Genomic DNA, 24,218 nt, shown 5'->3' with positions numbered 1-24,218 from the left:
ACGAGCAGTTAGATACGATTTGTAAGTGGGCTTCCCCTTGTATATCGCCTATGACTAATCGCCACGTTCATCGACAATCACAGACTAGAACACCCTTGGTAGACGCTCTCCGGACAGCGGCTCATCAGCATCATGCGCCTTTCTATGCACCAGGACACAAGCAGGGAAAAGGAATCCCTCAACCGCTACTAGATTTGTTGGGCGCATTGGTATTTCTTGCTGATTTACCAGAGTTGCCAGGTTTGGATAACTTGTTTGCTCCTGAAGGGGTCATCCAAGAGGCGCAGGAATTAGCGGCGGCAGCCTTTGGGGCAGAGGAAACCTGGTTTCTCGTTAATGGTTCAACGGCTGGGGTGATGGCGGCAATCCTAGCTACCTGTGGTGCAGGGGAAAAAATTATCTTACCTCGAAATATTCATCAATCTGCGATCGCAGGTTTAATTCTCTCTGGGGCAGTGCCTGTATTTATTAACCCGGAATATGACCCTGCCATTGACCTCGCCCACAGTATCACACCAGTTGCCGTAGCCGCAGCTCTCAAGCAACATCCCGATGCCAAGGCTGTGATGATGGTGTACCCAACCTATCACGGTGCTTGTGGAAATATTAATGCGATCGCTAAGCTGGTTCATCAATACAACATCCCTTTACTCGTTGATGAAGCTCACGGGCCTCATTTTGCCTTCCATCCAGACTTGCCACCTTCCGCCTTATCCGCAGGTGCTGACTTAACGGTGCAATCAACTCACAAGATTCTTGGTGCGATGACTCAAGCCTCGATGCTGCACCTCCAAGGTAAACGAGTAGAGCCAGAACGATTGAGTAAAGCATTACAGTTAGTCCAATCTACCAGTCCTAGCTACTTACTCCTCGCTTCGTTAGATGCGGCACGGCAACAAATGGCACTGCACGGAGAAGAACTGATGACCCAAACCTTGCAGCTAGCTGATGATGCGAGGAAGAAAATTAGCCAGATTCCTGGACTATCGGTTTTAGACGCTGTAAAAAGCCCAGGCTTATTTGCCCTCGACCGAACCCGTCTCACTGTAAGAGTTTTGGAGTTAGGGTTGAGCGGATTTGAGGCAGATGAAATTTTTCATCAACAACTTGGTGTGATTGCGGAACTGCCGACACTTCAACATCTCACCTTTATCATTAGTTTAGGTAATACAGAAGCTGATATTCAGCAGTTAGTCTATGCTTTCACTACGATTACTCAAAATAAATACCATCCAAACTCCATCACGCCATTGCAAGATGTCTTCCAAAAATGGAAAGCAGAATTGCTATTGATTCATCCTTCATCCTTTACCATCAGTCCTGCAATCTCTCCGCGTGACGCTTTCTTTTCCCCAACTGAAACACTACCCCTTGAGCAAACCTTAGACCGCATCAGTGCTGAGTTAGTCTGTCCCTACCCTCCTGGAATTCCTGCTTTAATGCCTGGAGAAGTCATCAATCCCGCTGCGATTGAATACCTACAACAAGTCCTTACCTTGGGGGGTCAAATCACGGGTTGCAGCGACCCCAGTTTCAAAACATTGAAAGTTGTTAGGTGATTGTTGTTAGGTGATTGTTGTTAGTTGTTAGTGATAGAACGGTGCAGATTTTACCGAAAGCTTAGTGACATCCTCCTCGCAAATCCCTAGACAAGATAAATGCACGAGGTATAGCTGTCGCCATAAAGGTTAGGACTTTCTTTAACGACCCAAACAACCACGTATTAGTAATAAACATAAAAGCCTTCTGCCTTCTGCCTTTTGCTATGTGATGAACAATTCCCAGTAGGGCTTGGGTTAACCTAGGGAAAACTCTCGCTATCTTCTTAGCGCCAAAATGCCTTCTGAACTCTGGCCTTATGTTACACCAGGCATCCCTGATGATTTATTTGAGCGGTTACCAGGTATTCCTCTTAGTAAGAGAGAAGTACGGTTGCTCTTGATTTGTGCCTTACGGCTGCAACCTAGCTCCTTAGTATGGGATATTGGTGCTGGGACGGGCACAATTACAGTAGAAACAGGATTATTATGTCCCAAGGGTAAGATTATTGCGATAGAACGAGATGAGGACGTGGCTAATTTAATTCGGCGCAACTGCGATCGCTTTGGGGTCTACAATGTCGAAGTTGTTGAAGGGAGTGCCCCAGAATGCCTGAAAGACCTACCTCAATCGCCTCACCGTATCTGCATTGAGGGAGGACGTGCAATTAAGGAAATTCTTAAGGAAGTTTGGCAATACTTACGACCCTCCGGTCGAGTCGTCGCAACAGCGGCTAATCTAGAAAGTCTCTATGCTTTGTCTGAAGGCTTTGCTGAGTTACACGCTCGCAACATTGAAGTCGTTCAATCAGCCGTTAATCGCTTGGAAACACGAGGCACCCATCAAACCTTTGCCGCTGTTGATCCAATTTTTATCTTGAGCGGTGAAAAGCTTGATTAGATTAGATTGCAGTTTGCCGTGAATTCGTTAAAGTAAGCAAAAGTATATGCTTTCGTTTGATGAGATTGTAATAATCTCTCTTGTTTGACCCTGCCCCTCTTAATCTGGACAGTTTGACCCAACTGTCTTCTACTAAAGCATCCTATGTCTTGGCCCCGAATTTTAAGTGGAATCATTGCGATCGCCCTAGCCTTGGGGATGATCATTCTTGGGGGATGGTACTTTACCCTTGGCTTTTCCATTATTGTCTACCTGGGTTTATTGGAATACTTTCAACTGGTTCGGGCAAAGGGAATTGAACCAGCTGCCAAAAGTACGATTGTTGTAAGTCTGCTGCTATTGGTTACAGCTACCCTTTCACCGACTCTCACAGATGCCGTATTTCCAATAGCAGGCACCTTTATCTGTTTCTACCTTCTCTTCCAACCCAAGATGGCGACGATTGCTGATGTTGCCTCTTCAATTTTGGGATTACTCTATGGTGGCTATCTCCCCAGCTATTGGGTTCGTTTACGAGTCGGCTTGACACATGCGTCATCCCTTCCTCTTGATGCTACAGCTTCTGCTAATAACCTTCCTTTAGGCGGGTACTGGCCTAGCTCATGGACTGACTTTAGTGCCCTACCGGAAGCCTTGACGGCAACACTATTAGGCTTTGGCTGCATTTGGGCAGCAGATATTGGGGCTTACTTTTTTGGTAAATTTTTTGGTCGTACTCGCCTTTCGATTATTAGTCCCAAAAAGACAGTTGAAGGAGCAATCTTTGGTGTTGCAGGTAGTATTGCTGTCGCCATAGTTGGGGCTTGGTATCTACACTGGCCTAGCTGGCAAGTCAGTGGCATTATTTTAGGCACCCTCGTTGGTATTGCTAGCTTGCTTGGAGACTTAACCGAGTCAATGATGAAACGAGATGCTGGGGTAAAGGATTCAGGACAGTTAATTCCGGGGCATGGAGGAATGTTAGACCGGACAGACAGCTATGTCTTTACTGCGCCTTTAGTTTATTATTTCGTGACTCTCTTGTTGCCTCTTCTGCCACCATTCTTATTAGGTTAGGAACCTCTAGAAAAATAATTCATAGCAGAAAGCTGTCAGCTATCAACCATCAGCTTTTTTCTTCCTTTTCTTCCTTCAAATGAGCTGTCCAATCGGAGATTTCTGCGGGTGTCATACCACCTTTAGGAGAAACTCGTGCATCCTGATATCCCCATTTCTCGACATCAATTTGATACTGCAATGGCGATAAAAGCGAACCTTGACAGAGTTTTTCTGTCGGAGGGGCACTGTCTAACTCCTGTTGTAGACGTTGGAACAGCTCTTTCATAACCCAGTCTGGAATTAGCGATCGCTCTCCAGGATAGATGAAGCCAAAGAGAATCAAATGGCTCAAGAGTACTCGCCAGCGCTCACCAAAGCGATAAAGTAGGCGCGACCAATCTATTTGCTCGCTACAGGCAAGCAGTAGGTGTGCAACATCTGGACCATCAAAGCGATCGCGTGCCATCACGAATGCCTTTGAGCAGAGCATTTCCTCCACCGGGCAGATTAGCACAGACATTCCCAGAACGTCCTCTTCAACGGCATGTTCAAACCAGAGATCATCAACCTCACTCAAACCGTTAGCAGACTTGAAGATCAGATCAACAAAGTCCTCGCTATCGCTAGAAAAAGCTTTTCCCAACCAGTGAGAAGCAGTCATCTCAGTCCGATAGCCCTGCTGTGCGAGAAACTCTAAAATGCGTGAACAATCATTAGGACGAACAAAAAGGTCTAAGTCTTTCGTCTGTCGTGCAATTCTCGTGTAACGAACGAAAGCATACCCGCCACCGACGAGAAACGGCATTTGAGATTTACTCAAAATATCCATTAATTGGCAATAGAAGGTGCGAGTTTTCGGATCGAGTTCGTTTTCTTGAAGTGCGTGAGATTGCATAATACCGTCGCCAAAGGTTTCGCGGCTTTTGCTTGCCTCTTACAGTGAAGGTAGTTGGATAGGCAAAAGCTTGGTTCATTATTTAATAGTGATATAGAACACTCAACCTAGCCTCAACCTAGAGGTCGAAACAGAATAATCAATGAATTTAACTATAGCCTTAACAAATATTCCCAATGAGGTAGGAAATTCATCCTACTCCTTACGCCATCATGAGGACGAAAACCTGTTTCCCTGTGAAATTTGTCTAGAAGGGGACGGTTACGAATTGAGAAAGCATGATGAGGTTCAGCAAATTCTTACACTGTCAGCAGATATAGCAAAATAACGAGGACTCCATAAAGCTTCGTTGTGGTGTTTTTTGTTTCCCATTGCCCATAACAACGGCTTGAAACCCCTTTTAAGGCTAAACGATATTCAAATTTTCGCGATCGCACCATACCCTACTTAAATTCCCCTGATTCACCAATTACATCGTCTCCCTCATCAAACATTGTCACGACAACTGCTTTAACTTTGAGCTGACCTTGGGAGACTTCCACTGACGATGCTCTCCTGTTTACCTGCCATCACTCGCTATCATTGCAGTAAGACCGAATTGTAAACTTTTGAAACAATTTCTCTCGGTAACTTGAGCGTTAAGGCGGCAAAGGAAGAAATGTCAGTTTCACAGTTCATGCGCTTTCATTCAAGGCATCGTCTCTTTAGGCGGGTTCTCCGGCTGCGTGTGGCAACACTAGTGATGCTAGGCATTGTGCTTAGTGCCATTGTCGTAGCGGCGGCTTGGTTAGCTGGAGAAGGGACAATAACGCAGGTATTTGCCCAACTCAAAGTGTTGCAGGAAAATCCGCCAATCTGGCTACAAGCACCAACGTCTCATCAGAAGTATTTACTGCTGCCCACGTTTGGCTTGCTTGTCGGAATCTTTGTGGTGATGAAGATTTCACCTCGTCCTCGTCGTTGGTCGGGCTGGCTGGTTGTGGGAATTTTGCTGGGCTTGATGGGGCGCTATGTTTTGTGGCGATCGCTTTCTACCCTGAATTTATCGAATCCCCTCAATGGTGTCTTTAGTCTGTGGTTATTTTTCTTAGAAATGTTAGTACTCTTTAGCAGTACCATTCAGCTATTTTTAATGCTGAATGTCAAAGACCGTAGCCAACAAGCATCGCAGGTCGCCTTAGCTGTAATGTCGGGTAGGTATACACCCTCCGTTGATATTTTAGTTCCAACCTACAACGAGCCTGTTTTTATCCTGCGCCGGACAATCATTGGCTGTCAGGCAATTGATTATGCTAACAAAACAGTTTACTTACTTGATGATACCAAGCGTCCAGAGGTTAAAAAATTAGCCTCTGAATTAGGCTGTGTTTATATAACTCGCAATGAGAGTCGCTATGCCAAAGCCGGAAACTTAAACCATGCGATCGCAAAAACCAAGGGAGAATTAATTGTTGTATTCGATGCTGATTTTGTTCCTACCAAAAACTTTCTCACGCGCACCGTTGGCTTTTTCCAAAATGAGAAGATTGGCTTAGTCCAGACGCCCCAAAGTTTCTACAATGCTGACCCAATCGCTCACAATTTAGGCTTAGAAGATGTCTTAACTCCCGAAGAAGAAGTCTTTTATCGGCAAATCCAGCCAATTCGGGATGGTGCTGGTGGGGTTGTCTGTGCCGGAACATCCTTTGTCGTCAGACGGTGTGCCCTTGAAGCGGCTGGTGGTTTTGTGACCAATTCATTGAGTGAAGATTACTTTACTGGCATTCGCATCAGTGCCCTTGGGTATCAGCTAATTTATTTAGATGAAAAATTAAGTGCTGGGTTAGCCGCAGAAAATATTGCTGCCCATGTCGCTCAACGACTACGGTGGGCAAGGGGTACTTTACAGGCTTTTTTTCTGGAGACAAATCCTTTAACAATTCCTGGATTACGACCCATTCAAAGGTTGGCGCATTTAGAAGGATTACTGCATTGGTTCACCAGCTTCTCACGGGTGGGGTTTCTCATCATGCCACTGGCTTATTCATTCTTTGGTGTGATTCCGATGCAAACCTCTTTAATTGAATTACTGTATTTTTTCCTACCTTACTACCTCGTGCAGTTGTCGTTTTTTTCCTGGTTGAACTATCGTTCTCGATCAGCTTTACTCTCAGATATTTACTCTCTAGCCTTTTGTTTTCCCTTAGCGCTAACAGTAATTCAAGTAATGCTGAATCCGTTTTCTAAAGGATTTAAAGTGACACCCAAAGGAATAAAACGCGATCGCTTTGTGTTTAATTGGGCTTTGGCTTGGCCTCTAATTATCCTATTCATCGCTACAGCCATCAGCTTATGGCACAACTTAGGAATGGCACTCCTGTATTCGCCCTCAATGCACACAATGGCTCCCGACCAGCAAGACTTGTTTGAAGGTATCAGTTTAGGATGGATTTGGAGCGCCTACAACCTATTACTAATAGGCATCTCCTTACTAATTTTGCTGGATGTCCCGAAACAGGATGTTTATGAGTGGTTTGATTTGCAGCGAGTCGTGCGCGTTGAGGTCGCTAATCAAACCTTGTGGGGTATTACAACAGAAATTTCAGAAATTGGCGCGTCCATCAAATTGACCCAAGCGATTCCACTTCCCCTAGAGAAATTAGAAACTCTGCCAGCAAAGTTGGAAATGATGGAGGAGAAATTGCAACTATCTGGAGTAGTAACCCAAACCAGCCAAGAGAAATTATTCTCTACTCTACAGGTAGCCTTCGACACTCCTCCCGTTAAGCAACAACGGCGTTTAGTAGAAATGTTATTTTGCCGTCCTGGGCAATGGCAACGTCGGGACACTCCAGGAGAATTGCGATCGCTTTTCCTGCTATTTAAAATTTTGCTCAAGCCCAGAGTATTATTCGATAAACGGCGAAATCTACTAAGTGCAGGGTGGCGGAAATAACTATCGAGTTGGAAAAGGTTAAAAGCTTACTGTAGCAATAGTCCTCCTGCCTTCTTGCACTAAGCGACACCCTCCGTAATAGCCGAATCAAGACAAGGTTCTTAGCTAACCATGATTAACTTTGCTACCTGGGGCAAGCTTTTACGCCAGTACGTTGATACTCAAGGACGAGTGAATTATCGGGCATGGAAAGCAGAGTCAGCGCAAACCCTTAACCAATGGCTTGGCGACATTCAGCAAGTAGACATTGAGGCTCAAACCCACCCAGATGAGCAATTAGCACTAGTGAACAACCTCATCAATAGACCTATCTTGAAAGTTGGGAATAGAGAATGGGGAGAAAGAGACTTTCAGGTTTTCGTTGTGTACGGCAGTTCATGGTGTCTCTTGCTTGCAGTCGATTTTTGCCCCAACCGACAAAGGTATCAATGTGGCTTAAGTCAGTGCCATTCGACTTAGGTTAATATGCTAAATTCAGTACCTCGTATCCTTCCCCAAGAGGGATTTGTCAAACCTATAAGGCAATCGACTTCGGTTGTTGCCTACTCTCATTCGAGCCGAAACACTCTTAACTGCATCAACTAACTCATGAGTGACTTCCAGAAAATTTCAGTGAAACGCTGGCTGAAAAGCCTTATTTTCGGTGTATTAACCTTAATAGTCGTGGTTGCCTGTAGTAGCCAGCCCAAAGTTGAAACGTCTCCAACGGCTGCCAGTAATTCTGCTACTCAACTGACTGAGTTGAAGTTTGGAGTTGGTCCCTACTTCCCAACTCCAGGTGAGAACAGCAAACAGTTTGAGCCGCTGTTCAATGAATTAGCACGGGGCTTGAATCTCCCTGCGAAGGTTACGGTAACAGAGGATTGGGTGGGTATCTCTGAAGCGCTACGTTCTGGTACTTTGGATGCAGCTTGGTTAGGCCCGTGGGGATATGTTCTTTCCAATCACAATGAGCCATCCATTAAAGCGATCGCAACAGTCAAATACAAAGACAAGCCTACTTATAATTCTGTTTTGATGGCTCGTGCTGATGCCCCGTTTAATACCCTGGATGAGGCAATTGCCCAAAGCAAAGAGGGGAATAAGCTAAAACTGAGTCTTGCAGATGTTGGCTCAACTTCTGGTTGGCTGATTCCTCAAGCAGAATTTAAGCGTCGCAACCTCGATCCAAAAACAGTGTTTGACTACAACGAGGGAGCAAGCCACGCCGCGCAAGCGATCGCAGTAATGAGTGGACAAACCGATATTGCTTCGGACTACGACCGGAACCTGGATGTATTGGCTAGTACCGGGCGAATTGACAAGTCGAAAATCAAGATTATCTGGCAATCTGAGCCTTTGCCCAATGACCCCATTGCTGTCAGAGGCGGCTTTCCAGAGGATATCAAAACGAAGCTACAGCAGGTATTGGTGAATTTTTCACCTGAACAAGCCAAGAAGTTTTTACCAGAAAATTACACAGGCTTCGTTACCTCTGATGGCAGCAACTATGCACCGATCCAAGCAGCAGGTAAATCTGTAGGCAAGTTGAAATGACCGAAGGAGCGCCATTTTCAAACGCTCAAGAAAAAAGTTACACGCCAGACTTTGAAGCAATTTTGCAAGCAGAGCAGCATCGGCGTGGAGGGCTGTGGCGCTTATTGAAACAAGGATTTTGGGGATTGTTGGCGGTAGCCGTGCTAGTGGCTAGCCTCCAAACCGCAGAAGTCTCTCCGCAGGAATTCTTACAAGGACTGCCTCGCCTTGCTGATTGGATCATAAGGCTTTGGCCGCCCGACTTCACGGAATTGCCGTCTTTTTTGGAGGCAATTTGGGAAACTTTAGCGATCGCAATTGTTGGTACAGGTGCAGCCATTGTATTTGCAGTTCCTTTTGCCCTCTTAGTGGCACGAAACACTACCCCCTTACCCTGGCTAGCTACACTCCTGCGGGGGTTCTCCAATCTTCTACGAGGAATTGATACCGCAATTTTTGCACTGTTATTTGTTTCCATTGTCGGCTTAGGCCCATTTGCAGGTGTATTGGGAGTAGCCTTTCACACAACAGGTTCGATGGCAAAACTTTATGCCGAAGTCCTAGAAACCATTCCTTCTGAACCGATTGAAGCCATTGAAGCAACAGGAACTGACCGACTCCGCACGTTTGCCTTTGCGGTATTGCCCGAAGCTCTGCCGGGACTAGTTGGGATTAGCTTATATCTATGGGAGTTTAACGTTCGCTCCTCGGTAATTCTGGGTATTGTTGGTGCTGGGGGTATTGGGTACGAATTACTGGTCAGTTTGAAACTGCTCGATTTTCCCCGACTTGCTACTATCCTTATCTTAATTTTGACAATGGTTAGCCTGATTGATGCCCTTAGTGCCTATCTACGGCAACGTTTGGGATAGTGATTAGTTTTTATTAGGTGTTACTGATTTTAGAGAGTCATCATAGCTTTAATCAGAATGAGCGACATTGTAAATCATAAAATTACAGTTGAAAATGATTGTTCAGACGCAGATATTCGTTTACTTATAAGGAATCTTGTTCTCTATAATGACAGCCAAGCGGAGAAAGAGAATTGGAGAAAGCTGACCATTTTTGTACGGAACAGCCAGGGCGAAGTTATCGGTGGACTAAATGGTTACACACACTGGAATTGGCTGTTCATCAGTCATTTATGGATTTCCCAAGTTATTCGGAACCAAGGATATGGACGTGAGTTAGTAATTAGAGCAGAACAAGAGGCAATCAATCGTGGTTGTCGTCATGCCTACCTTGATACGTTTGATTTTCAAGCCTGTGGGTTTTATGAAAAGCTTGGTTATCAGGTTTTTGGGGCTTTGCAGAATTTTCCTGAAAACCATACAAGATATTTTTTGCAGAAAAGAAACATCGGATCTAGGACACCCAGAAAACTAAACTCTGACCTGGAAACTTGATAGATAAGTCTTTTTTCTTTTGTTCAAAAACTGCTCTCTAAAGAAGAATAAACATCAATGCTTACAGTTGAAAGGTTGACAAAATCCTACAACCGTGGCGCACTCGCCATTGAAGATATCAACTTTGTTGTCGAACCCCATACGTTTACAGCAATCTTGGGGCCGAGTGGTGCTGGAAAAACAACACTACTGCGCTGCATCCTCCAACTATTACGACCTGATCGAGGGAAGGTGTGGTTTCAGGGACGAGACTTGATGACTTGTTCGGCAAGGGAGTTACGGGAAAGCCGCGCTCGAATTGCCACCGTTGCCCAGCAATTTAATCTGGTGCGCCGTCGTAGTGCTTTGGAGAATTGCTTGGGAGGACGCTTGCAGGAGTTACCCTTATGGCGTTGTTTGTTTGGGCTTTTTCCGAACAGCTTGCTACGGGAAGGAATGGCGGCTTTGGAACGGGTGCAACTGCTAGATATCGCCTTTCAACGTGCCGACCAATTATCGGGTGGACAGAAACAGCGGGTTGCGATCGCACGGGCTTTAACCCAACGTGCTTCTTTAATTCTCGCTGATGAACCGATTGCCAGTCTCGATCCAAAGACAGCCCATGCCGTTTTGGGTTTATTGCGATCGCTTTGCGCTGAAGAGGGGTTGACCGTTATCTGCAATCTCCATCAAGTTGAACTGGCAAGGCAATATAGCGATCGCATTCTCGGCATTCAAGCAGGAAAGCTGGTGCTAGATGTACCAACTCACCAATTAAGTACATCTGATGTCAACCGCGTTTATAAATCGTGAAAACACTTTACAAGGCACTTAAAAGTGAGCCGATTTGACCCAAAGCTGACCGCTCTTAAGCTGACTGCTGATTGCTATATCAGCGGATATCTTCATAAAACTGCTTGAGGTAGGTGGGGGAGACACCTAAACCCCAGAGAAAGCCGATATATAGATAAATCCCGGTTGCCTTGAGAGAACCCCAGTGTGCCACACGGCGATCGCTACTTTGCACAATCCGATTGACTTGGTAAATTCGTCCTCGCTGCACTAGCTTGAGGCACAAATCAGCTTCCTCCAGGATTGGGATAGCACTGTTAAACCCACCAACTGCCCAGAAATCAGCACGGCGACAAAACATTACTTGGTCGCCAAACAGCAAGCGCAACCCCTTAAAAAATAAGTAAGGGCGAAAAATCAACGGGGCATAATAGGTTTTGAGATAGTTGTGCAGGGACACTCCCCAGCGTGTTGTACCAGAACCTGCCATTAGGGAAATAAACCCACCACCAGCAATCGTTTTATCTGCCAGAGTTCGCTCAATTACGGCTACCACATCATCGGGTACAGAAGTATCTGCGTGTAGGAAACAAAGGATTTCTCCCGTTGCTGCTTCTGCGCCTTGATTCATCTGTACTGAACGCCCACGCCCCTCAGCGGTAATGACACGCGCTTGGCTACAGCAGACGAGTGTTTTACAGTAACGCTGTGCGATCGCAACTGTCTCGTCTTCGCTGCCACCGTCTACCACCAGAACTTCGTAAGCAGGAGGATTGAGGATGCTTAGCTGTCGTAAGGTACGTTCCAAGCACTCTGCCTCATTCAGAGTGGGAATGATGATGGAGATGCGAGACATTACTAATCCAAAATCAATGTTTCACCGTGTAGCAGATAGAGAGCTACCCGCTACACTTGGCTCTCCTTAATGTGATTTAATTACCGCTGGAGACCACCATTTCTTGGTCCACCGATGATCGGGTTTTCAACAGCATCTCGGTACTGTTGCACATCATCGTTGTAGCCGATTGGCAGAACGGCTTCAACGTTTTCATGAGGACGAGCAATGATTACCCAGGTTTCCAAGCTAGCTCCGTAAGTCTTTTCTACTGCCGCAATCCCAGCCTCCATCGCTGTTTTCACCTCGGATACATCACCTCGAATATTCACGGTAAAGCGAGCGCTACCCGCTCTCAGGTAGCCAACTAAAGTGACTCTCCCAGCTTTGACCATGGCGTCTGCTGCTGCTAGCACGCCAGGAAAGCCCTTGGTTTCAATCGATCCTACCGCCTGTAGTGCCATGGCTAATTTCCTTCCTGAATTTGTTGTTGAAATTTGTAAAGACAATTAATTGTACGAAGCTTGCCCCACCTTTTGAGAGCAATGTCCATTATCTTTAATGTTTCCTGCCTTTGGACTCTTAGGTTGACGTATTTTAGTATGCAGAAGTTGAACAAAGTTAAGTGACTCAAAACATTCTGAACTGTTCGACTTCCGCTGTATATTCGATGGGCATCACATCTACAACATTGCCACTCGGATTCGGGATGATGTAGTGCGAAACAACTTCACCCCCGTAGACTTTCTCTGCGGCTTCAATCCCTGCTGCAACAGCAACGTTTACCTCAGCAACTCTCCCCCGCACAGCAACGATAAAGTTACCTCGTTCTGCAAGACCATAATAAACAAGCGTGACAGCGCCAGCTTTGACCATAGCGTCTGCTGCTGCTAGTACAGCAGGAAAACCTACTGTTTCAATCGTTCCAACCGCCGCTGGCATTGCTGCTCTCCTGAATTAATGAAATGCTTGACACTAATTGTACGGGTCTTCTTGATATCACGGGGAGTTCATTAGACTTCTTGCTCCAACTCTTGGAGGTAGTGCTGGAAGGCAGCAACAGCATTGGCAACGCCATCTTCTTTCCTAATTTTTCTTCCAAGTGCCTCTACACGCGATCGCATTTCTTCATCACTCACAGCAACCTGCATAAAAGAAGTAAATGGTAATTCTTTGCCTGATGTATCCAGCATTTCATGGAAAGGCGATCGCTAGTTATTTTGATACGATTCAAACGATTGTCCAGAGCTTTCTCAAAGACTGGGGGAACGAAGGGCGATTCCATTAACGTCTGTCTGATTTTCGCAAGCTCACTCTAATTGTTGCTAATCGACTCAGGAACGCGAACCAATAGTGAAGACTTTTAAAAGAGCCAATCACGGTGAGTTTATGCGTTCAAAACCAAGTCAATCGCTCGATCAATCAAGTCCACCGCCTCAACGGGGTAGTGGTACGTCTTAAACCGCATTCCCTCCACAACTTCCAGTTGTTTTGGCGGGCGATGTCCAAACTTATCCTCATAGAGCCGTAGAGCGAGACTGCCAATAGACGTCATCTGCCCTTTCGTCGCAGAAAGCTTCCGCTCGCGCAAGCGGCTAGCAATGGTGACGGACAATCCTTGTTTCTTTTGGTTTAATCCACCTCCAGCACCCAAGCCCCTAATAGCACCCGTCAAATCGGCTTCTGGTGTAAGTAGGAACGTCGTTAACTGCGTGTAACGACGAGCGGGTTTGTCTGCCACCACCGCCTGGGCAAGTGCTTCAAGTTGTCCCACCGCAATAAACGTCCCAACTGCACGGGTCATGGTGGTGTAAAGTAACTGACGGGTGAGCATTCGACGGTTGGATAGCACTAAGGGCATAATCACATACTGAAATTCACTGCCTTGGGACTTATGGCAAGTCAGACAGTAGGCGTGCATAATCTGCTCAAAATTACCAGGTAAGTACTCAACGATCGCACCGCCCTCAAATTCCACCGTCACCCGTTTCTGCTTAGGCTCCACGGCAATGACCCAACCACTCTCTCCATTCATCACCGCCGGAGTCGTATCGTAACGATTGACTAATTGAATCACGCGATCGCCGACTCGGTACACTACCTCTCCCGTAACCACTTCTGGCTCCCCATCCTTTTTTGGATTAAAAATGGGATGCATTCGAGCATTTAGGGCTTTGACTCCGGCAGGTCCCTGTTTTTGAGGTGCTAACACCATCAACTGTTGGTTCAAATCGATGTTGTCGGCTTTCATCTGGAGCGCCAATTCAACAATGGCATCTGCTACTGAATTAGGAGTGGGACGACACAGCATCGCACAGTCCCCGACATCCATCCATTGAGAAGGCTGGTTGAACTGATGCAGTGCTGGCACCTTCCCAGAGAGTACCTCTTGGGCCGCGTAGACAATCGGGCTTTCGTGCTGCTGCCGATAGATAGTCTGCAATTGCGTCGTTGGGATAAGGGACGACAGTATCAAGTCCCGCAGCACCATCCCAGCGCCCACACTGGGCAGTTGGTTGAAATCGCCGACGAGTAAGATTCTTGTGGTAGGTAGTAACGCTTTCAGCAGGGAGTTAAATAGGAACAAATCGACCATACTAAATTCATCTACAATCAACCAGTCAATCGGCAAAGGATTGTTCTGGTTGTAACGGAAAGATTGACCATGCCCCTGCCACTGTAGAAGGCGATGAATCGTTTGTGCCTCGCATCCAGTCGCGTCTCTCATTCGATTAGCCGCTTTACCCGTTGGCGCGACAAGCGCGAGTTTCACCCCTTTTGCACAAAGCCACTGCACCAAGTATTTGAGGATGTGAGTCTTACCGCGTCCGGGACCACCTGTAAGGATACTCAAGGGGTGCGCCCAAGCCATGAAAAGGGCAGAGCGCTGTTCGGTTGAAAGGCGATTGAATTCTCGGAAAGACGCTTGTTCCCACTGATGCAACCAGTGTTCGAGATGTTCAGTCGGCTGCTGTTGACCAGTCAGGAACGCTTTAACGAGTAAAGCGACATTGAGTTCGGCTCGGTAGACTCTATAAAGGTAGATACTGCCATTGGAGTTGCCTTCTACCAGGGTTTGGTTAGCAATGCCCGATTGAATTGCCGCCTGCACATCCGAGGAGTCAGGAGTAGACTTAGGACAAGTGAGCAGTTCCAAAGCTCGAATCAGTAATTGGGATTCAGGGACAAAACAATGTCCTTCGCTCAACCCATCTTTTAACGCTTGGAGGATTCCTTGAGAGTAGCGCTCAATACCTGAAGGGGAAATGCCAATCGCTAGCGCTAAGGCATCGGCGGTTTTGAACCCAATCCCCTCGACTTCATCAATGATGCGATAAGGGTTACTCTTAAGTATTGCTTCAGTTTGGTGTCCGTAACGTTCACAGAGTTTCAGGGTTAGCCCTAAGGGAGTCGAGAGTCCTAATAGCCACGCGATCGCTCCTCGTACTGGATTGGTTTGAGAGTCCCTCCAAGCCCCCGTGATCGTGCCGATGCGGTATCTCGTGAGCGTTGGGATTTGAGAGAGTTGCTCACGAGCGTGTTCTAAGACGTTGAGAGTGTCTGCGCCGAAGTGAGAGACGAGTAGAGCCGCTGTTTTCTTTCCAATGCCGCGAAACAGTTCACTGGCGAGGTATTGCTCGATTTCTGGGGCAGTGAGTTCTGGAATCGGGGTGGTGTTATTAACTGGGTTGAACTCAAGCATTTCTGAGCGAGGTGGTACTATCCCTGAGGAATAAAGAGCTTTCTTTCATATTGACTGACTAAGAAGCGACTGTGCAAAGCAACGATAAGAAAGAAATACCAAGAGAGTTTCGTGAGGCGAACGTCCTAATTCTTTTGTGAGAGCTTCTGTGACACTTAGAAAAGCCAAATGTAGGCAAGCCTAGTCGCTACATTCCTAAGCTTAGCTTGAGGAGTAGAAATTTATTGAGGCTCTGTCTCTTGGCAGGCAATTGTGCCTCTATTTAACGATGAAAGCCTATCTAAGATCGCTCGGATTGTTCGTTCTCACCAGTATATTTTTAGGTGGATGTAGTCTATCCGCCGCTTTGATCAAGAGCGTTCCAAGTTTGCCCCCAGAGCGTGATGTCATCATCAACATTACCACGGTCAATAAGAGTGTGGGTTGGTATTTTGTTGATCCAACAAATTGGAAGCTGTCTAAGTGGGAGTTTACCAGCAACAGCAACGGCTCTACCCCGATTAATGAAGAGATTAGGAGGTCATTTGTCTCCTGGTCACCTCAGAGCCAACGACTTCTGTATGCTCTAAACCTTGTAAGTCTCAACGGTTCTGTAGAAGTCTTAAAACTCGGAGGCAAGCGTGATTTAACCAGTAGTTGGCAGACGTTATCTCCCAATGGTAAAACCGTCGCTTATACGGGCGAGTCTCGTACAGACAAAACCTTGGGTCTTGTCGAAGATATTTACCTATTTGATATTGCTAGCCGCCGTTCACAAGTGATTACAAAATTCGGTGCGGGTGGGGTTTACCAAATCACTTGGTCACCAGACGGGAAAACCTTGGCTTTTTGGCATTGGGACTCTTTGAAGCGCTCAAAAACGCTTTACCAAATCAACTTGGACGGGAGTAACCTGAGAGTACTGCTTGAGGCAAAAGATAATTTGCCTCTTCAGATTCAGTCGGTTCCATCTGATGATGAAAAAATTAAGTGGTCACCAGATGGACGCTATCTCGCCTTAACTAATAGCAGCTACAACAGTCAAACCATCTGGCTTCTGGAGTTGGCAACCAAACAGTTGAAGCCACTGTTTGATGCCCCCCCGGCAAGTCCTGCGGGTGGGATTCAAGACTTCGCTTGGTCACCGGACGGGCAAAAAATTGTCTTGGCGGCTGGGTACGACGGTAAATGTCATCAGCCTTTGCTCATAGGTTATGAAGAGTGTACTAATTTTCTTTACCTTGTTGATGTGGAAGGGGGCCAGTTGACCAAAGTAACCAACATTCCTCAAAGTTCAGCAACAAGGCTACTTTGGCTGGGACACAAGCGTCAACCTTGACGTATTGTCTCTGAATAACCTTTGTGAGTAACGCACCTAGATGAGATTTCTTGCATAAGTACACAGCACTCAGAGATAAGTACTGCTACAGAAGAACACTTAACACACAGCAAGAAGTCTCAAGATAAGCCCATGTTACTGCAACATCATTTGATTAATTGTTTCTCTTTGCGCTCAATCACAATTTCGGCTCTGTGTACACTCTCGCTCGTTTCAGTTGTGTTGGATGCGAGTAAAGCTCATGCCCAAACAAGGGGACTACCAGGTTCTTACGTTGGTGTTGGCATTGGCGCTGGTGTGACGGATGACGGAATTTCTGAAGGAGAAGGCGGAGATGATGGAGATGATGAAATCTTTGGCGGCAGTGTTCAAGGACGATACGCGATTCCCAATACTCCAGTTTCTATACGAGGGGCTGTACTGTTTGGCGGTGAGGCGACGGCGATTATGCCGATGCTGACTGTTGATGTGCCTGTTGCCGACAATACCAACCTCTACCTGGGTGCGGGTTACTCGTTTGTTACCAATGATGGCAAATCAACACAATTAGGAAATCAGAATTCCGTCGTGTTGACAACGGGCGTGGAGACGGGAGTCAGTCAGAACGTTGTTGTCTATGGCGATGTCAAAGTCGGAATTGATGCCTATGAGGATAACTCAAGAGAGGCTGTCAGTCTGCAACTTGGTGTGGGCTATCGCTTCTAACTCACATTGACACTCATTTGCTGAAAGTTTACCTGTAGACCATCACGGGGATGGGGAGTGGGTACCATCACCATCTCCAGGTTGTGGTCGGGTAGCAGCACTCAAGCTTGAAACTGGGACAACAACCAGGCACTGACTTTGCTATGATTCATTTGCTGACACTGATGGATTGTTGAATCACCTGCGATCGCATCATCACTCAAGCTAAATCTCTTTTTCAAGTAGTAGTTACTCGTTGACCCGTTCAAGCTGAGCATCCATAACTATTTAATAGTTAGGTTATTTGGGTCAAAGCTTGCTCATCCCCTAAATCTTGCAAGAAGCGGTTCTTGTCGAATGTATAGTCTTGACCCAGAAAATCTAAGATTTTTTCTGTATCGTATTCGGCATTTTGTAAGCAAGTCGAAGCACCAGGAGAAGGCGTTATATTAAACAAGATATTCTCCCCGACAATTTTAGCTTCTCCCAACTCCAGGCGCTTAGTCTTAAGATTAACTATTTGAGGTCTAATCCCTAGATATCCTTTAGCAAGCTGTAGGTCACTTAATTGCATTGAAGGAACAATTTTTTGAACTTGCCTTAAAAATAGCCTTCTGCCAACAAAGGGGATATCGTAAATAAAATTTCTTACGATATATTCCAATATCACTTTCTCTAAAAGGATATTAAAAAAGCTTAAGAAAGCATTGATACTGAGTCCAGCCGTTCGGAAATAGTCAACAAAAGTAGCATAGTTACGCGATTCTAGTAGGAAGGTAACTTTAGCAGTAGGGCCAAATCTAGTCTTACTTTGATTGTGAACTTCTGCATCTCCGTGAATAGCGGCAAACGGTATTTTTTTGAGCTGTACCGTATAAACTTTACCATTTAGAACGCCTGGTGCAAGGTAAAAATTCCCCGCCACATTCAGGAGCGCATAATCTTTTCCATAGCCTAGAGATTTGGCAAACAGTAAACTATAGGCTGCTGCTGTAAAAACAACGACCTTAGCTACTACTACGTCTCGATCTGTCTGAATTTGGTAGAATTCTCCTTCTTTCCGGATACTCTTAACCTTTGTTTCCATCATTAAATCAATCGTTTTCTCAGTGTTGGCAACTGATTTTCCTAGAAATGATTGAGCTAGTTTCTGAAAATCTATTGTGTAACCTTCTTCAGTAGATAAAGCGATAATTTCTTCTTCAGGCGTTCTATTCTTTACTACATTAGGTTCTACTAACTCTATTTCCTCTTTTTCAATTAATTTAAGCCCAGGGAATAGTGATTTAAAGTCCTTGTATCTTTCTCGAAGCTCTTCAATCTGTTCTTTCCCTATACCCAAAACCATTTTGTGATATTTACTGAAGATTTTCTGTTGGGGGTCATTTCTCAAAAGATAATTTTTAACTAAGCTTGCAGCTCCCTTTACTTTTTGCGCTTTTTCTAAGGTATAGTTGGTTTCTATATCTCCAAAGTGCAGGGTTTGGCTATTGCTTGTTCTATGAGAATTACCTAAAGCAACTTCTGGTTGTTTTTCAATTAAAGCAATCCGGTTTATGTTGGTATAGTTGCTCAAGCTATATAACAAGGCAGTTCCAGAGATTCCGCCCCCGATGATAGCTACTTCATAAATGTCGTTCTCGAATTGCATAATCCCTCTGAAATGTAATTAAAGAATAAAGAGTATATCAACGCTAGGGGGTAACGAAGCTAAAATTTTAATAAAAGCAAGTCAAGCACTTATACAACATAGGAAAGTTAGTTGAGACTAGGTGCTAAAGCCGAATATTAGGATAACTCCAAAAGTTTTTGAGTGCAAATTTTATAGAATCTGCCAAGCCTACTCGATCGCAATGTTTTTAGAATAACAGCCTCTACGCTAGGAAAAGTCACTCCGTAGTTATAGTAGCGCTCCTTCATGAGGTAGAAAAACAGTTGTGCCTCAAAGTTGCTGTTCGGGCTGTGCAGCTCTCAATTCAGTCTCAATAAGGCTATCTAGTTCTGCTTGATGATAATGTATCCAGTGCTTCACTTGCAATTTTATCTATACAGAACAGACTTCTTCTCAAAATTAGAGAAAAGGAGAAAGGGGAAGTGGAATTTGGCTCCCCCTCTCCCAATACTGGGAGAGGGGGTTGGGGGGTGAGAGCAGGAGATTCTTGGCACTGACATGCTCTTAATCGCATCTGTGTCTACATACCGCCTCAACCAATCTACCCTGCATAAGTGGTAGTCCTCTGAGAGACAAGTAGTAGTGAATTGAATGAGTTTTATTCATTAATCAATTCTTCAGTAGATATAAATACCTGTAGACTATGGATCGTTCATTGCGTTACGAAGGTACGCGATTGCGTGGTTGGATAGCGAACTTATCATTCAAGCTGATGAAATTGTGTTTCATTCCTAGAGATTGGTGGCGATCGCATCTTGGGCGGTGCCAGAGGCAATTGCTCAAGTATCTTTCCTTAGTTCTTCTAAGCTCATTTATCACCGTATTACTAGCTGGCAACCCTGTTGGTGCGATCGCACAGCAACCCTTGCCAGAAATTCGCGGGGTTTGGATGACTACCAATGACAATGACATCCTTAGCGATCGCCCCAAACTGCAAGAGGCTGTGAGCAAACTGGCGCAGCTGAATTTCAATACCATCTATCCTGTGGTGTGGAATTCAGGCTACGTGCTATACGAGAGTCCAGTAGCACAACGGACAGGCATCCAACCCTTTGCCCGCAAAGGTTTACAAGGGCAAGAGACCCTGTCTGACCTCGTTGCTCAAGCCCATCAGCAAGGCTTACTCGCAATTCCCTGGTTTGAGTTCGGGTTCATGACTCCCCCGACATCGGAACTGGCATTGAATCATCCGGAGTGGCTGACGAAACGCCGGAACGGTAGCCAAACTTGGATCGGTGCAGCGGGTGAGGTAGTATGGCTCAACCCATTCCATCCAGACGTGCAGAAGTTCATTAGCGATCTCGTGCTAGAAGTTGTAACTCGATATGATGTCGATGGTATTCAGTTTGACGATCACACCAGTTTGCCCAATGAATTCGGCTACGATCGCTACACCCTTGCCTTGTACAAACGAGAAACCGGGAGGAATGCACCTAGCGATCCGCACAATCCCGCTTGGGTGCGCTGGCGGGCGAATAAAATTACGGCGTTCATGACACAACTCAACCAAGCCGTAAAAAAGAGAAAGCCCGATGCGATTTTCTCGGTTGCCCCTAATCCTTATGACGTGGCGTACAAGACTTACCTACAGGACTGGCTGACTTGGGTGCGAAAGGGTATTGTGGACGAGCTAATTGTGCAAGTGTATCGTCCCGATCTGCAAAGTTTTCTCAACCAGATTACCCGTCCCGCAATTCGGGAAGCGCAACAAAAGATTCCAACCGGAGTTGGTGTCCTGACAGGCTTGAGAAATAAGCCAGTTCCGATGCAACTGATTCAGTCTAAGGTGCAAGCAGCTCGCGATCGCGGCTTGGGTGTAACGTTCTTCTATTATGAGAGTCTTTGGGACGAGGCACCAGAACCGATAACAGAGCGGCAATCTAATTTTCAAGCTCTCTTCAACGCCCCCGCTTCCCGTGTTGCAATGAAGTAGCGTTATAGCTCCAAAGCAGTCAGCTATCAGCTATCAGCTATTTTGTTTTCCTTACCCCAGTAATCCCAAAGTAGGACTAGGTATAAATCAGTGCTGTCCCTCTGGCAGAGGATCTAGATGAAGGGTATCACTACTATTTGTGGTGAATGACCTATGAAAGGTCTAGCTTGGGTGCCATAGCACCTGACTTACTTCTAGCCAGGTTAAGTAGTTTGGAGGCTCTGGGTTATGCGCTGGGAATTCGGTCGTAGAAGCACCAATGTTGAGGACAGACGTGGAAGTCGGATGTCGGCACCTGTGGTAGGTGGTGGCATTGGGGCGATTGTTCTATCACTAATTGTTGCTCTTTTGGGCGGCGACCCCAGCGTAATCTGGGAGCAAGGGCAATCGCAGAGCGATGGTCCTTATTCAGAGGCTCCTCAAACACAAGGTTCTGCGGCAGATGATCGTCTAGCTGAGTTCGTTTCAGTTGTCTTGGCGGATACGGAAGATACATGGCATAGCCTGTTTCGCCAAGAAGGAACAACCTACGTGGAGCCTAAATTAGTTCTCTTTTCCGGTGCGGTGGAATCTGCCTGTGGCTATGCGAAAGCAGCAATGGGGCCATTTTATTGTCCCGCTGATCAAAAGCTCTACATCGACTTAAGCTTTTATGAAGATCTGAAGACTCGGCATCAGGCACCGGGAGACTTTGCTCAGGCGTATGTGATTGCTCATGAGGTTGGGCATCATGTCCAAAATTTAATGGGCATTTCCGACAAGGTTCATGCAATGCAGCGTCAAACTGATCGCGCACAAGCAAATGAACTTTCAGTCCGACTGGAGTTACAAGCAGACTGTTTTGCTGGTATCTGGGCGCACCATGCTAATCGTTCGCGGCAAGTTCTTGAAGCTGGCGACGTTGAAGAGGCACTGAATGCGGCTAGCAGTATTGGGGATGATCGTTTGCAACAGCAATCAAGAGGGTATGTTACTCCGGAGTCTTTTACGCACGGTAGTTCAGCCCAACGAGTTCGCTGGTTTAAACAGGGCATTCAGACGGGCGATCCAGGACAATGTAATACATTTGCGGCAGCCACTCCTTAGAAAGTCTAAGTGCGAAGTGTTTCAGACAAGATGATGAATAACTCCGACAAATGAATGCGATCGCAAGTTCGCCTTTCCGTCAGCCATCCTTTGAGCAAAATCGAGATTTTGTGGGAACTCTATCTGTGTAAACTTCACAGTTAGTTACTGAATATGGGTGGGCAAAAAAATCTATTCAGCCACCTTACGGCAATAGAAAGAATCTACCTGTCATTTCCCGCACAATTTTTATTGAATAAAAACCTACTTCAAGGTAAAGTCTTAGATTTTGGCTGTGGCTTTGGCAATGATGTCAAACTCTTGCAGCGGAAAGGCTTTGATATTACAGGATATGACCCTTATTATTTCCCGCAATATCCTAATGAAAAATTTGATACAATAATTTGCTTTTATGTTTTAAACGTTTTGTCTTCTGAAGAACAAGCTAATATCCTTATGGAAGTTTCTCATCTATTAAAGCCGGGAGGCAAGGCATATTATGCAGTGAGAAGAGACCTAAAAAGGGAAGGTTTTCGAGAACATTACATCCACAAGAAACCTACCTATCAGTGTATAGTCAAACTTCCCTTCAACTCAATTCACGTAGATGAAAGCTGCGAGATATATGAATACACTTCCTATAATCGTCAAAGAAACTCTTCTAATAACTGCATCTTCTGTAACCCTCACAAAAACATAAGCTTCCTAACAGAATCAGCAACAGCTTATGCTATTTTTGATGGTTATCCCTTAAGTAAAGGTCATGTTCTAATCGTACCCAAGCGTCATGTTGCTAATTACTTTGAACTACCCTTCAAAGAACAATCTGCTTGCTGGTTTATGGTCAACAAAGTTCAAGAAATTTTAAATAAAGAATTTCAGCCTGACGGATTTAATGTGGGGATGAACATCAATAGGGCGGCAGGTCAAAGTATGATGCATAGTAATATTCATGTTATTCCTCGTTATCAAGGTGATGCTGTCGGTACTAAAAGCGGAATGAGATGTGTGATTCCTAAAGGAAAAGTTAGGAATTAAATCATTTCTCAGGCAAAGGCTGTAGAGCTTTGTCAAGTTAGTTAATCTGATAGATGGCAGGGCGATATCTGGGTTCGGGAATAGGCTTACCTTCCGCTTTAGCAACTTCCAGCCAAGCAGCCTTCGCATCCAGCACTTTGCGAACTGCTTTTTCAACTGTGAAGCCAAATGCAGAGCAATACTTCAAATCGGGAATATCGGCAATGTAACCTTCGTCTTCTTCACTATAGAAAACATTGATGTGATAGTCCTTCATTCTTCGTCTGTTCAAGTTGCACCTAGAGATTCTACCCAAGCAATACTGCTGGCAAAAGGACTATTCGCTAAGGCATTAAACAGTCTCTGATCGGCAGTAACCATCGAACACTGATTCAAGATTGCCAAAGCTAAATAGAGGCTGTCATAAACGGTGCGATCGCTCGGGATAGCAATGTCTAAAGCTATCGGTATTAGAGAGCGAGACTCATAAACCTGCATGGAGACTGCACTGAATTCCGCAAATGTTTGTCTGGCATCCTCTGCCGTATCCTCGCCACGGCGTACTCGCTTCCAGAGGATGTTGCCAATTTCTGGAAAGAATAAATCTGGAACTAACAGAGTATAACTTTCTGATAGTAAACGTTGCGCTGCCTCAGAATGAACTTCGGGAACAAACCACTTGATACCGACGCTGGCATCCACCACATACCGAGTCATCGTTCTCGATCCTCGCGAATGAGTTCAGCACTATCGCTAAAGGTGCGTCCGGCATATCTTGCCTGAGAACGGGCTACTGCTTCTCTAGCTTTCGCCATATCACCTCCTGTATGGTATGAGCGGAGTTGGCTTTGTGCTGCTTGCTGCAAGATGTGTTTGATTTCTTCTTGCAAGGAACGTCCATGAAGCCGTGCAAGGGTCTCCAGTTGGTTAATCAAAACAGGGTTGAGATTCTCTAACAGCACTTGCGTCATAACAGAGCTATGTGATCGGTG

Annotated in this window: 27 protein-coding genes; 16 read left to right on the top strand and 11 right to left on the bottom strand. The window is 45.6% G+C overall.

The window, feature by feature from the left end:
• Positions 1-50: 50 nt before the first annotated feature.
• From H6F98_RS17825 to H6F98_RS17815, 3 genes are all read left to right on the top strand, one after another.
• The gene (locus tag H6F98_RS17825) at positions 51-1,559 is read left to right on the top strand and encodes an aminotransferase class I/II-fold pyridoxal phosphate-dependent enzyme (RefSeq protein WP_192220038.1); all 1,509 of its coding nucleotides are present in this window, start codon (positions 51-53) and stop codon (positions 1,557-1,559) included.
• 277 nt (positions 1,560-1,836) lie between these two features.
• Positions 1,837-2,439: a precorrin-6Y C5,15-methyltransferase subunit CbiT gene (gene cbiT, locus H6F98_RS17820; RefSeq protein WP_192220037.1), complete on the top strand. Its 603-nt coding sequence runs from the start codon at positions 1,837-1,839 to the stop codon at positions 2,437-2,439.
• 144 nt (positions 2,440-2,583) lie between these two features.
• Positions 2,584-3,495 (top strand): phosphatidate cytidylyltransferase, encoded by a 912-nt coding sequence (locus H6F98_RS17815; RefSeq protein WP_192220036.1) that lies wholly within the window; start codon positions 2,584-2,586, stop codon positions 3,493-3,495.
• Between the two features lie 49 nt (positions 3,496-3,544).
• Here H6F98_RS17815 and H6F98_RS17810 read toward each other — a convergent pair whose 3' ends face one another.
• Positions 3,545-4,372 (bottom strand): nucleotidyltransferase domain-containing protein, encoded by an 828-nt coding sequence (locus H6F98_RS17810; protein WP_192220035.1) that lies wholly within the window; start codon positions 4,370-4,372, stop codon positions 3,545-3,547.
• 142 nt (positions 4,373-4,514) lie between these two features.
• Here H6F98_RS17810 and H6F98_RS17805 point away from each other — a divergent pair, with 142 nt between their 5' ends.
• From H6F98_RS17805 to phnC, 7 genes are all read left to right on the top strand, one after another.
• Positions 4,515-4,700 carry a hypothetical protein gene (locus H6F98_RS17805; protein WP_192220034.1) on the top strand — a complete coding sequence of 62 codons (186 nt, stop codon included), beginning with the start codon at positions 4,515-4,517 and terminating at the stop codon, positions 4,698-4,700.
• Positions 4,701-5,030: 330 nt separating this feature from the next.
• On the top strand, positions 5,031-7,307 hold the full coding sequence (locus H6F98_RS17800) for a glycosyltransferase (protein WP_192220033.1): 2,277 nt from the start codon (positions 5,031-5,033) through the stop codon (positions 7,305-7,307).
• A 111-nt stretch (positions 7,308-7,418) separates the two neighbouring features.
• Complete coding sequence (locus H6F98_RS17795) at positions 7,419-7,766, top strand: hypothetical protein (RefSeq protein ID WP_192220032.1); 348 nt, start codon at positions 7,419-7,421, stop codon at positions 7,764-7,766.
• Between the two features lie 129 nt (positions 7,767-7,895).
• Positions 7,896-8,843, top strand: a complete 948-nt coding sequence (locus tag H6F98_RS17790) for a phosphate/phosphite/phosphonate ABC transporter substrate-binding protein (protein WP_192220031.1) — start codon at positions 7,896-7,898, stop codon at positions 8,841-8,843.
• Positions 8,840-9,694, top strand: coding sequence for a phosphonate ABC transporter, permease protein PhnE (phnE, locus tag H6F98_RS17785; protein WP_192220030.1), 855 nt, complete (start codon positions 8,840-8,842; stop codon positions 9,692-9,694). The genes H6F98_RS17790 and phnE overlap by 4 nt, the downstream gene beginning before the upstream one ends.
• Before the next feature lie 57 nt (positions 9,695-9,751).
• On the top strand, positions 9,752-10,228 hold the full coding sequence (locus tag H6F98_RS17780; RefSeq protein ID WP_192220029.1) for a GNAT family N-acetyltransferase: 477 nt from the start codon (positions 9,752-9,754) through the stop codon (positions 10,226-10,228).
• A 57-nt stretch (positions 10,229-10,285) separates the two neighbouring features.
• Positions 10,286-11,020, top strand: coding sequence for a phosphonate ABC transporter ATP-binding protein (gene phnC, locus H6F98_RS17775; protein ID WP_192220028.1), 735 nt, complete (start codon positions 10,286-10,288; stop codon positions 11,018-11,020).
• A 79-nt stretch (positions 11,021-11,099) separates the two neighbouring features.
• Here phnC and H6F98_RS17770 read toward each other — a convergent pair whose 3' ends face one another.
• The 4 genes from H6F98_RS17770 to H6F98_RS17755 all read right to left on the bottom strand — a co-directional run bounded on the left by H6F98_RS17770 (position 11,100) and on the right by H6F98_RS17755 (position 12,985).
• Entirely contained in the window at positions 11,100-11,855 is a 756-nt protein-coding gene (locus H6F98_RS17770; protein ID WP_192220027.1) for a TIGR04283 family arsenosugar biosynthesis glycosyltransferase, read from the bottom strand.
• 80 nt (positions 11,856-11,935) lie between these two features.
• Complete coding sequence (locus H6F98_RS17765) at positions 11,936-12,298, bottom strand: carbon dioxide-concentrating mechanism protein CcmK (protein ID WP_192220026.1); 363 nt, start codon at positions 12,296-12,298, stop codon at positions 11,936-11,938.
• Between the two features lie 166 nt (positions 12,299-12,464).
• Positions 12,465-12,776 carry a BMC domain-containing protein gene (locus H6F98_RS17760; RefSeq protein ID WP_192220025.1) on the bottom strand — a complete coding sequence of 104 codons (312 nt, stop codon included), beginning with the start codon at positions 12,774-12,776 and terminating at the stop codon, positions 12,465-12,467.
• 71 nt (positions 12,777-12,847) lie between these two features.
• Positions 12,848-12,985 carry a hypothetical protein gene (locus tag H6F98_RS17755; RefSeq protein WP_192220024.1) on the bottom strand — a complete coding sequence of 46 codons (138 nt, stop codon included), beginning with the start codon at positions 12,983-12,985 and terminating at the stop codon, positions 12,848-12,850.
• A gap of 11 nt (positions 12,986-12,996) precedes the next feature.
• On the opposite strand from H6F98_RS17755, the gene H6F98_RS34130 reads away from it, so the two are divergent.
• A complete protein-coding gene (locus tag H6F98_RS34130) occupies positions 12,997-13,122 on the top strand; it encodes a hypothetical protein (RefSeq protein WP_277927593.1) in 126 nt (41 codons plus the stop codon).
• 99 nt (positions 13,123-13,221) lie between these two features.
• Here the strand turns inward: H6F98_RS34130 and H6F98_RS17750 are convergent, their stop codons facing one another.
• Positions 13,222-15,537, bottom strand: coding sequence for an AAA family ATPase (locus H6F98_RS17750; protein ID WP_192220023.1), 2,316 nt, complete (start codon positions 15,535-15,537; stop codon positions 13,222-13,224).
• Positions 15,538-15,805: 268 nt separating this feature from the next.
• Here H6F98_RS17750 and H6F98_RS17745 point away from each other — a divergent pair, with 268 nt between their 5' ends.
• Positions 15,806-16,855, top strand: a complete 1,050-nt coding sequence (locus H6F98_RS17745) for a PD40 domain-containing protein (protein WP_192220022.1) — start codon at positions 15,806-15,808, stop codon at positions 16,853-16,855.
• Between the two features lie 132 nt (positions 16,856-16,987).
• Positions 16,988-17,560, top strand: a complete 573-nt coding sequence (locus tag H6F98_RS17740; protein ID WP_192220021.1) for an outer membrane beta-barrel protein — start codon at positions 16,988-16,990, stop codon at positions 17,558-17,560.
• Between the two features lie 101 nt (positions 17,561-17,661).
• Here H6F98_RS17740 and H6F98_RS17735 read toward each other — a convergent pair whose 3' ends face one another.
• Together H6F98_RS17735 and H6F98_RS17730 are read right to left on the bottom strand one after the other, a co-directional pair.
• Positions 17,662-17,817, bottom strand: a complete 156-nt coding sequence (locus H6F98_RS17735; protein WP_192220020.1) for a hypothetical protein — start codon at positions 17,815-17,817, stop codon at positions 17,662-17,664.
• 17 nt (positions 17,818-17,834) lie between these two features.
• Positions 17,835-19,190, bottom strand: coding sequence for an FAD-dependent oxidoreductase (locus tag H6F98_RS17730; protein WP_192220019.1), 1,356 nt, complete (start codon positions 19,188-19,190; stop codon positions 17,835-17,837).
• A gap of 664 nt (positions 19,191-19,854) precedes the next feature.
• On the opposite strand from H6F98_RS17730, the gene H6F98_RS17725 reads away from it, so the two are divergent.
• The 3 genes from H6F98_RS17725 (at position 19,855) to H6F98_RS17715 (ending at position 23,247) form a co-directional block, all read left to right on the top strand.
• On the top strand, positions 19,855-21,144 hold the full coding sequence (locus H6F98_RS17725; protein ID WP_242058586.1) for a glycoside hydrolase family 10 protein: 1,290 nt from the start codon (positions 19,855-19,857) through the stop codon (positions 21,142-21,144).
• Between the two features lie 228 nt (positions 21,145-21,372).
• Positions 21,373-22,230, top strand: coding sequence for a neutral zinc metallopeptidase (locus tag H6F98_RS17720; protein ID WP_192220018.1), 858 nt, complete (start codon positions 21,373-21,375; stop codon positions 22,228-22,230).
• Between the two features lie 153 nt (positions 22,231-22,383).
• Positions 22,384-23,247: an HIT family protein gene (locus H6F98_RS17715; protein WP_192220017.1), complete on the top strand. Its 864-nt coding sequence runs from the start codon at positions 22,384-22,386 to the stop codon at positions 23,245-23,247.
• Positions 23,248-23,284: 37 nt separating this feature from the next.
• On the opposite strand, the gene H6F98_RS17710 is transcribed toward H6F98_RS17715, so the two are convergent.
• Genes H6F98_RS17710 through H6F98_RS17700 form a run of 3 tightly spaced genes read right to left on the bottom strand, consistent with a single transcriptional unit; the run spans position 23,285 to position 24,197 of the window.
• The gene (locus H6F98_RS17710; protein ID WP_192220016.1) at positions 23,285-23,503 is read right to left on the bottom strand and encodes a type II toxin-antitoxin system HicB family antitoxin; all 219 of its coding nucleotides are present in this window, start codon (positions 23,501-23,503) and stop codon (positions 23,285-23,287) included.
• Between the two features lie 11 nt (positions 23,504-23,514).
• Positions 23,515-23,943 (bottom strand): type II toxin-antitoxin system VapC family toxin, encoded by a 429-nt coding sequence (locus tag H6F98_RS17705; protein ID WP_192220015.1) that lies wholly within the window; start codon positions 23,941-23,943, stop codon positions 23,515-23,517.
• The gene (locus H6F98_RS17700) at positions 23,940-24,197 is read right to left on the bottom strand and encodes a FitA-like ribbon-helix-helix domain-containing protein (protein WP_192220014.1); all 258 of its coding nucleotides are present in this window, start codon (positions 24,195-24,197) and stop codon (positions 23,940-23,942) included. Before H6F98_RS17700 ends, H6F98_RS17705 begins: the two co-directional genes overlap by 4 nt.
• Positions 24,198-24,218 lie beyond the last annotated feature (21 nt).

Source organism: Microcoleus sp. FACHB-SPT15 (genome assembly GCF_014849525.1).
Lineage (GTDB): Bacteria > Cyanobacteriota > Cyanobacteriia > Cyanobacteriales > Coleofasciculaceae > Symplocastrum > Symplocastrum torsivum.
This window is presented reverse-complemented; position numbering and strand designations above follow the sequence as displayed.

Bases quoted from the DNA above. Each gene is read 5' to 3' on its own strand.
- H6F98_RS17825 (WP_192220038.1), top strand. From the start codon at position 51: ATGACTAATCGCCACGTTCATCGACAATCACAGACTAGAACACCCTTG.
- cbiT (WP_192220037.1), top strand. From the start codon at position 1,837: ATGCCTTCTGAACTCTGGCCTTATGTTACACCAGGCATCCCTGATGAT.
- H6F98_RS17815 (WP_192220036.1), top strand. From the start codon at position 2,584: ATGTCTTGGCCCCGAATTTTAAGTGGAATCATTGCGATCGCCCTAGCC.
- H6F98_RS17810 (WP_192220035.1), bottom strand. From the start codon at position 4,372: ATGCAATCTCACGCACTTCAAGAAAACGAACTCGATCCGAAAACTCGC.
- H6F98_RS17805 (WP_192220034.1), top strand. From the start codon at position 4,515: ATGAATTTAACTATAGCCTTAACAAATATTCCCAATGAGGTAGGAAAT.
- H6F98_RS17800 (WP_192220033.1), top strand. From the start codon at position 5,031: ATGTCAGTTTCACAGTTCATGCGCTTTCATTCAAGGCATCGTCTCTTT.
- H6F98_RS17795 (WP_192220032.1), top strand. From the start codon at position 7,419: ATGATTAACTTTGCTACCTGGGGCAAGCTTTTACGCCAGTACGTTGAT.
- H6F98_RS17790 (WP_192220031.1), top strand. From the start codon at position 7,896: ATGAGTGACTTCCAGAAAATTTCAGTGAAACGCTGGCTGAAAAGCCTT.
- phnE (WP_192220030.1), top strand. From the start codon at position 8,840: ATGACCGAAGGAGCGCCATTTTCAAACGCTCAAGAAAAAAGTTACACG.
- H6F98_RS17780 (WP_192220029.1), top strand. From the start codon at position 9,752: ATGAGCGACATTGTAAATCATAAAATTACAGTTGAAAATGATTGTTCA.
- phnC (WP_192220028.1), top strand. From the start codon at position 10,286: ATGCTTACAGTTGAAAGGTTGACAAAATCCTACAACCGTGGCGCACTC.
- H6F98_RS17770 (WP_192220027.1), bottom strand. From the start codon at position 11,855: ATGTCTCGCATCTCCATCATCATTCCCACTCTGAATGAGGCAGAGTGC.
- H6F98_RS17765 (WP_192220026.1), bottom strand. From the start codon at position 12,298: ATGGCACTACAGGCGGTAGGATCGATTGAAACCAAGGGCTTTCCTGGC.
- H6F98_RS17760 (WP_192220025.1), bottom strand. From the start codon at position 12,776: ATGCCAGCGGCGGTTGGAACGATTGAAACAGTAGGTTTTCCTGCTGTA.
- H6F98_RS17755 (WP_192220024.1), bottom strand. From the start codon at position 12,985: ATGCAGGTTGCTGTGAGTGATGAAGAAATGCGATCGCGTGTAGAGGCA.
- H6F98_RS34130 (WP_277927593.1), top strand. From the start codon at position 12,997: ATGGTAATTCTTTGCCTGATGTATCCAGCATTTCATGGAAAGGCGATC.
- H6F98_RS17750 (WP_192220023.1), bottom strand. From the start codon at position 15,537: ATGCTTGAGTTCAACCCAGTTAATAACACCACCCCGATTCCAGAACTC.
- H6F98_RS17745 (WP_192220022.1), top strand. From the start codon at position 15,806: ATGAAAGCCTATCTAAGATCGCTCGGATTGTTCGTTCTCACCAGTATA.
- H6F98_RS17740 (WP_192220021.1), top strand. From the start codon at position 16,988: ATGTTACTGCAACATCATTTGATTAATTGTTTCTCTTTGCGCTCAATC.
- H6F98_RS17735 (WP_192220020.1), bottom strand. From the start codon at position 17,817: ATGCTCAGCTTGAACGGGTCAACGAGTAACTACTACTTGAAAAAGAGA.
- H6F98_RS17730 (WP_192220019.1), bottom strand. From the start codon at position 19,190: ATGCAATTCGAGAACGACATTTATGAAGTAGCTATCATCGGGGGCGGA.
- H6F98_RS17725 (WP_242058586.1), top strand. From the start codon at position 19,855: ATGGATCGTTCATTGCGTTACGAAGGTACGCGATTGCGTGGTTGGATA.
- H6F98_RS17720 (WP_192220018.1), top strand. From the start codon at position 21,373: ATGCGCTGGGAATTCGGTCGTAGAAGCACCAATGTTGAGGACAGACGT.
- H6F98_RS17715 (WP_192220017.1), top strand. From the start codon at position 22,384: ATGGGTGGGCAAAAAAATCTATTCAGCCACCTTACGGCAATAGAAAGA.
- H6F98_RS17710 (WP_192220016.1), bottom strand. From the start codon at position 23,503: ATGAAGGACTATCACATCAATGTTTTCTATAGTGAAGAAGACGAAGGT.
- H6F98_RS17705 (WP_192220015.1), bottom strand. From the start codon at position 23,943: ATGACTCGGTATGTGGTGGATGCCAGCGTCGGTATCAAGTGGTTTGTT.
- H6F98_RS17700 (WP_192220014.1), bottom strand. From the start codon at position 24,197: ATGACGCAAGTGCTGTTAGAGAATCTCAACCCTGTTTTGATTAACCAA.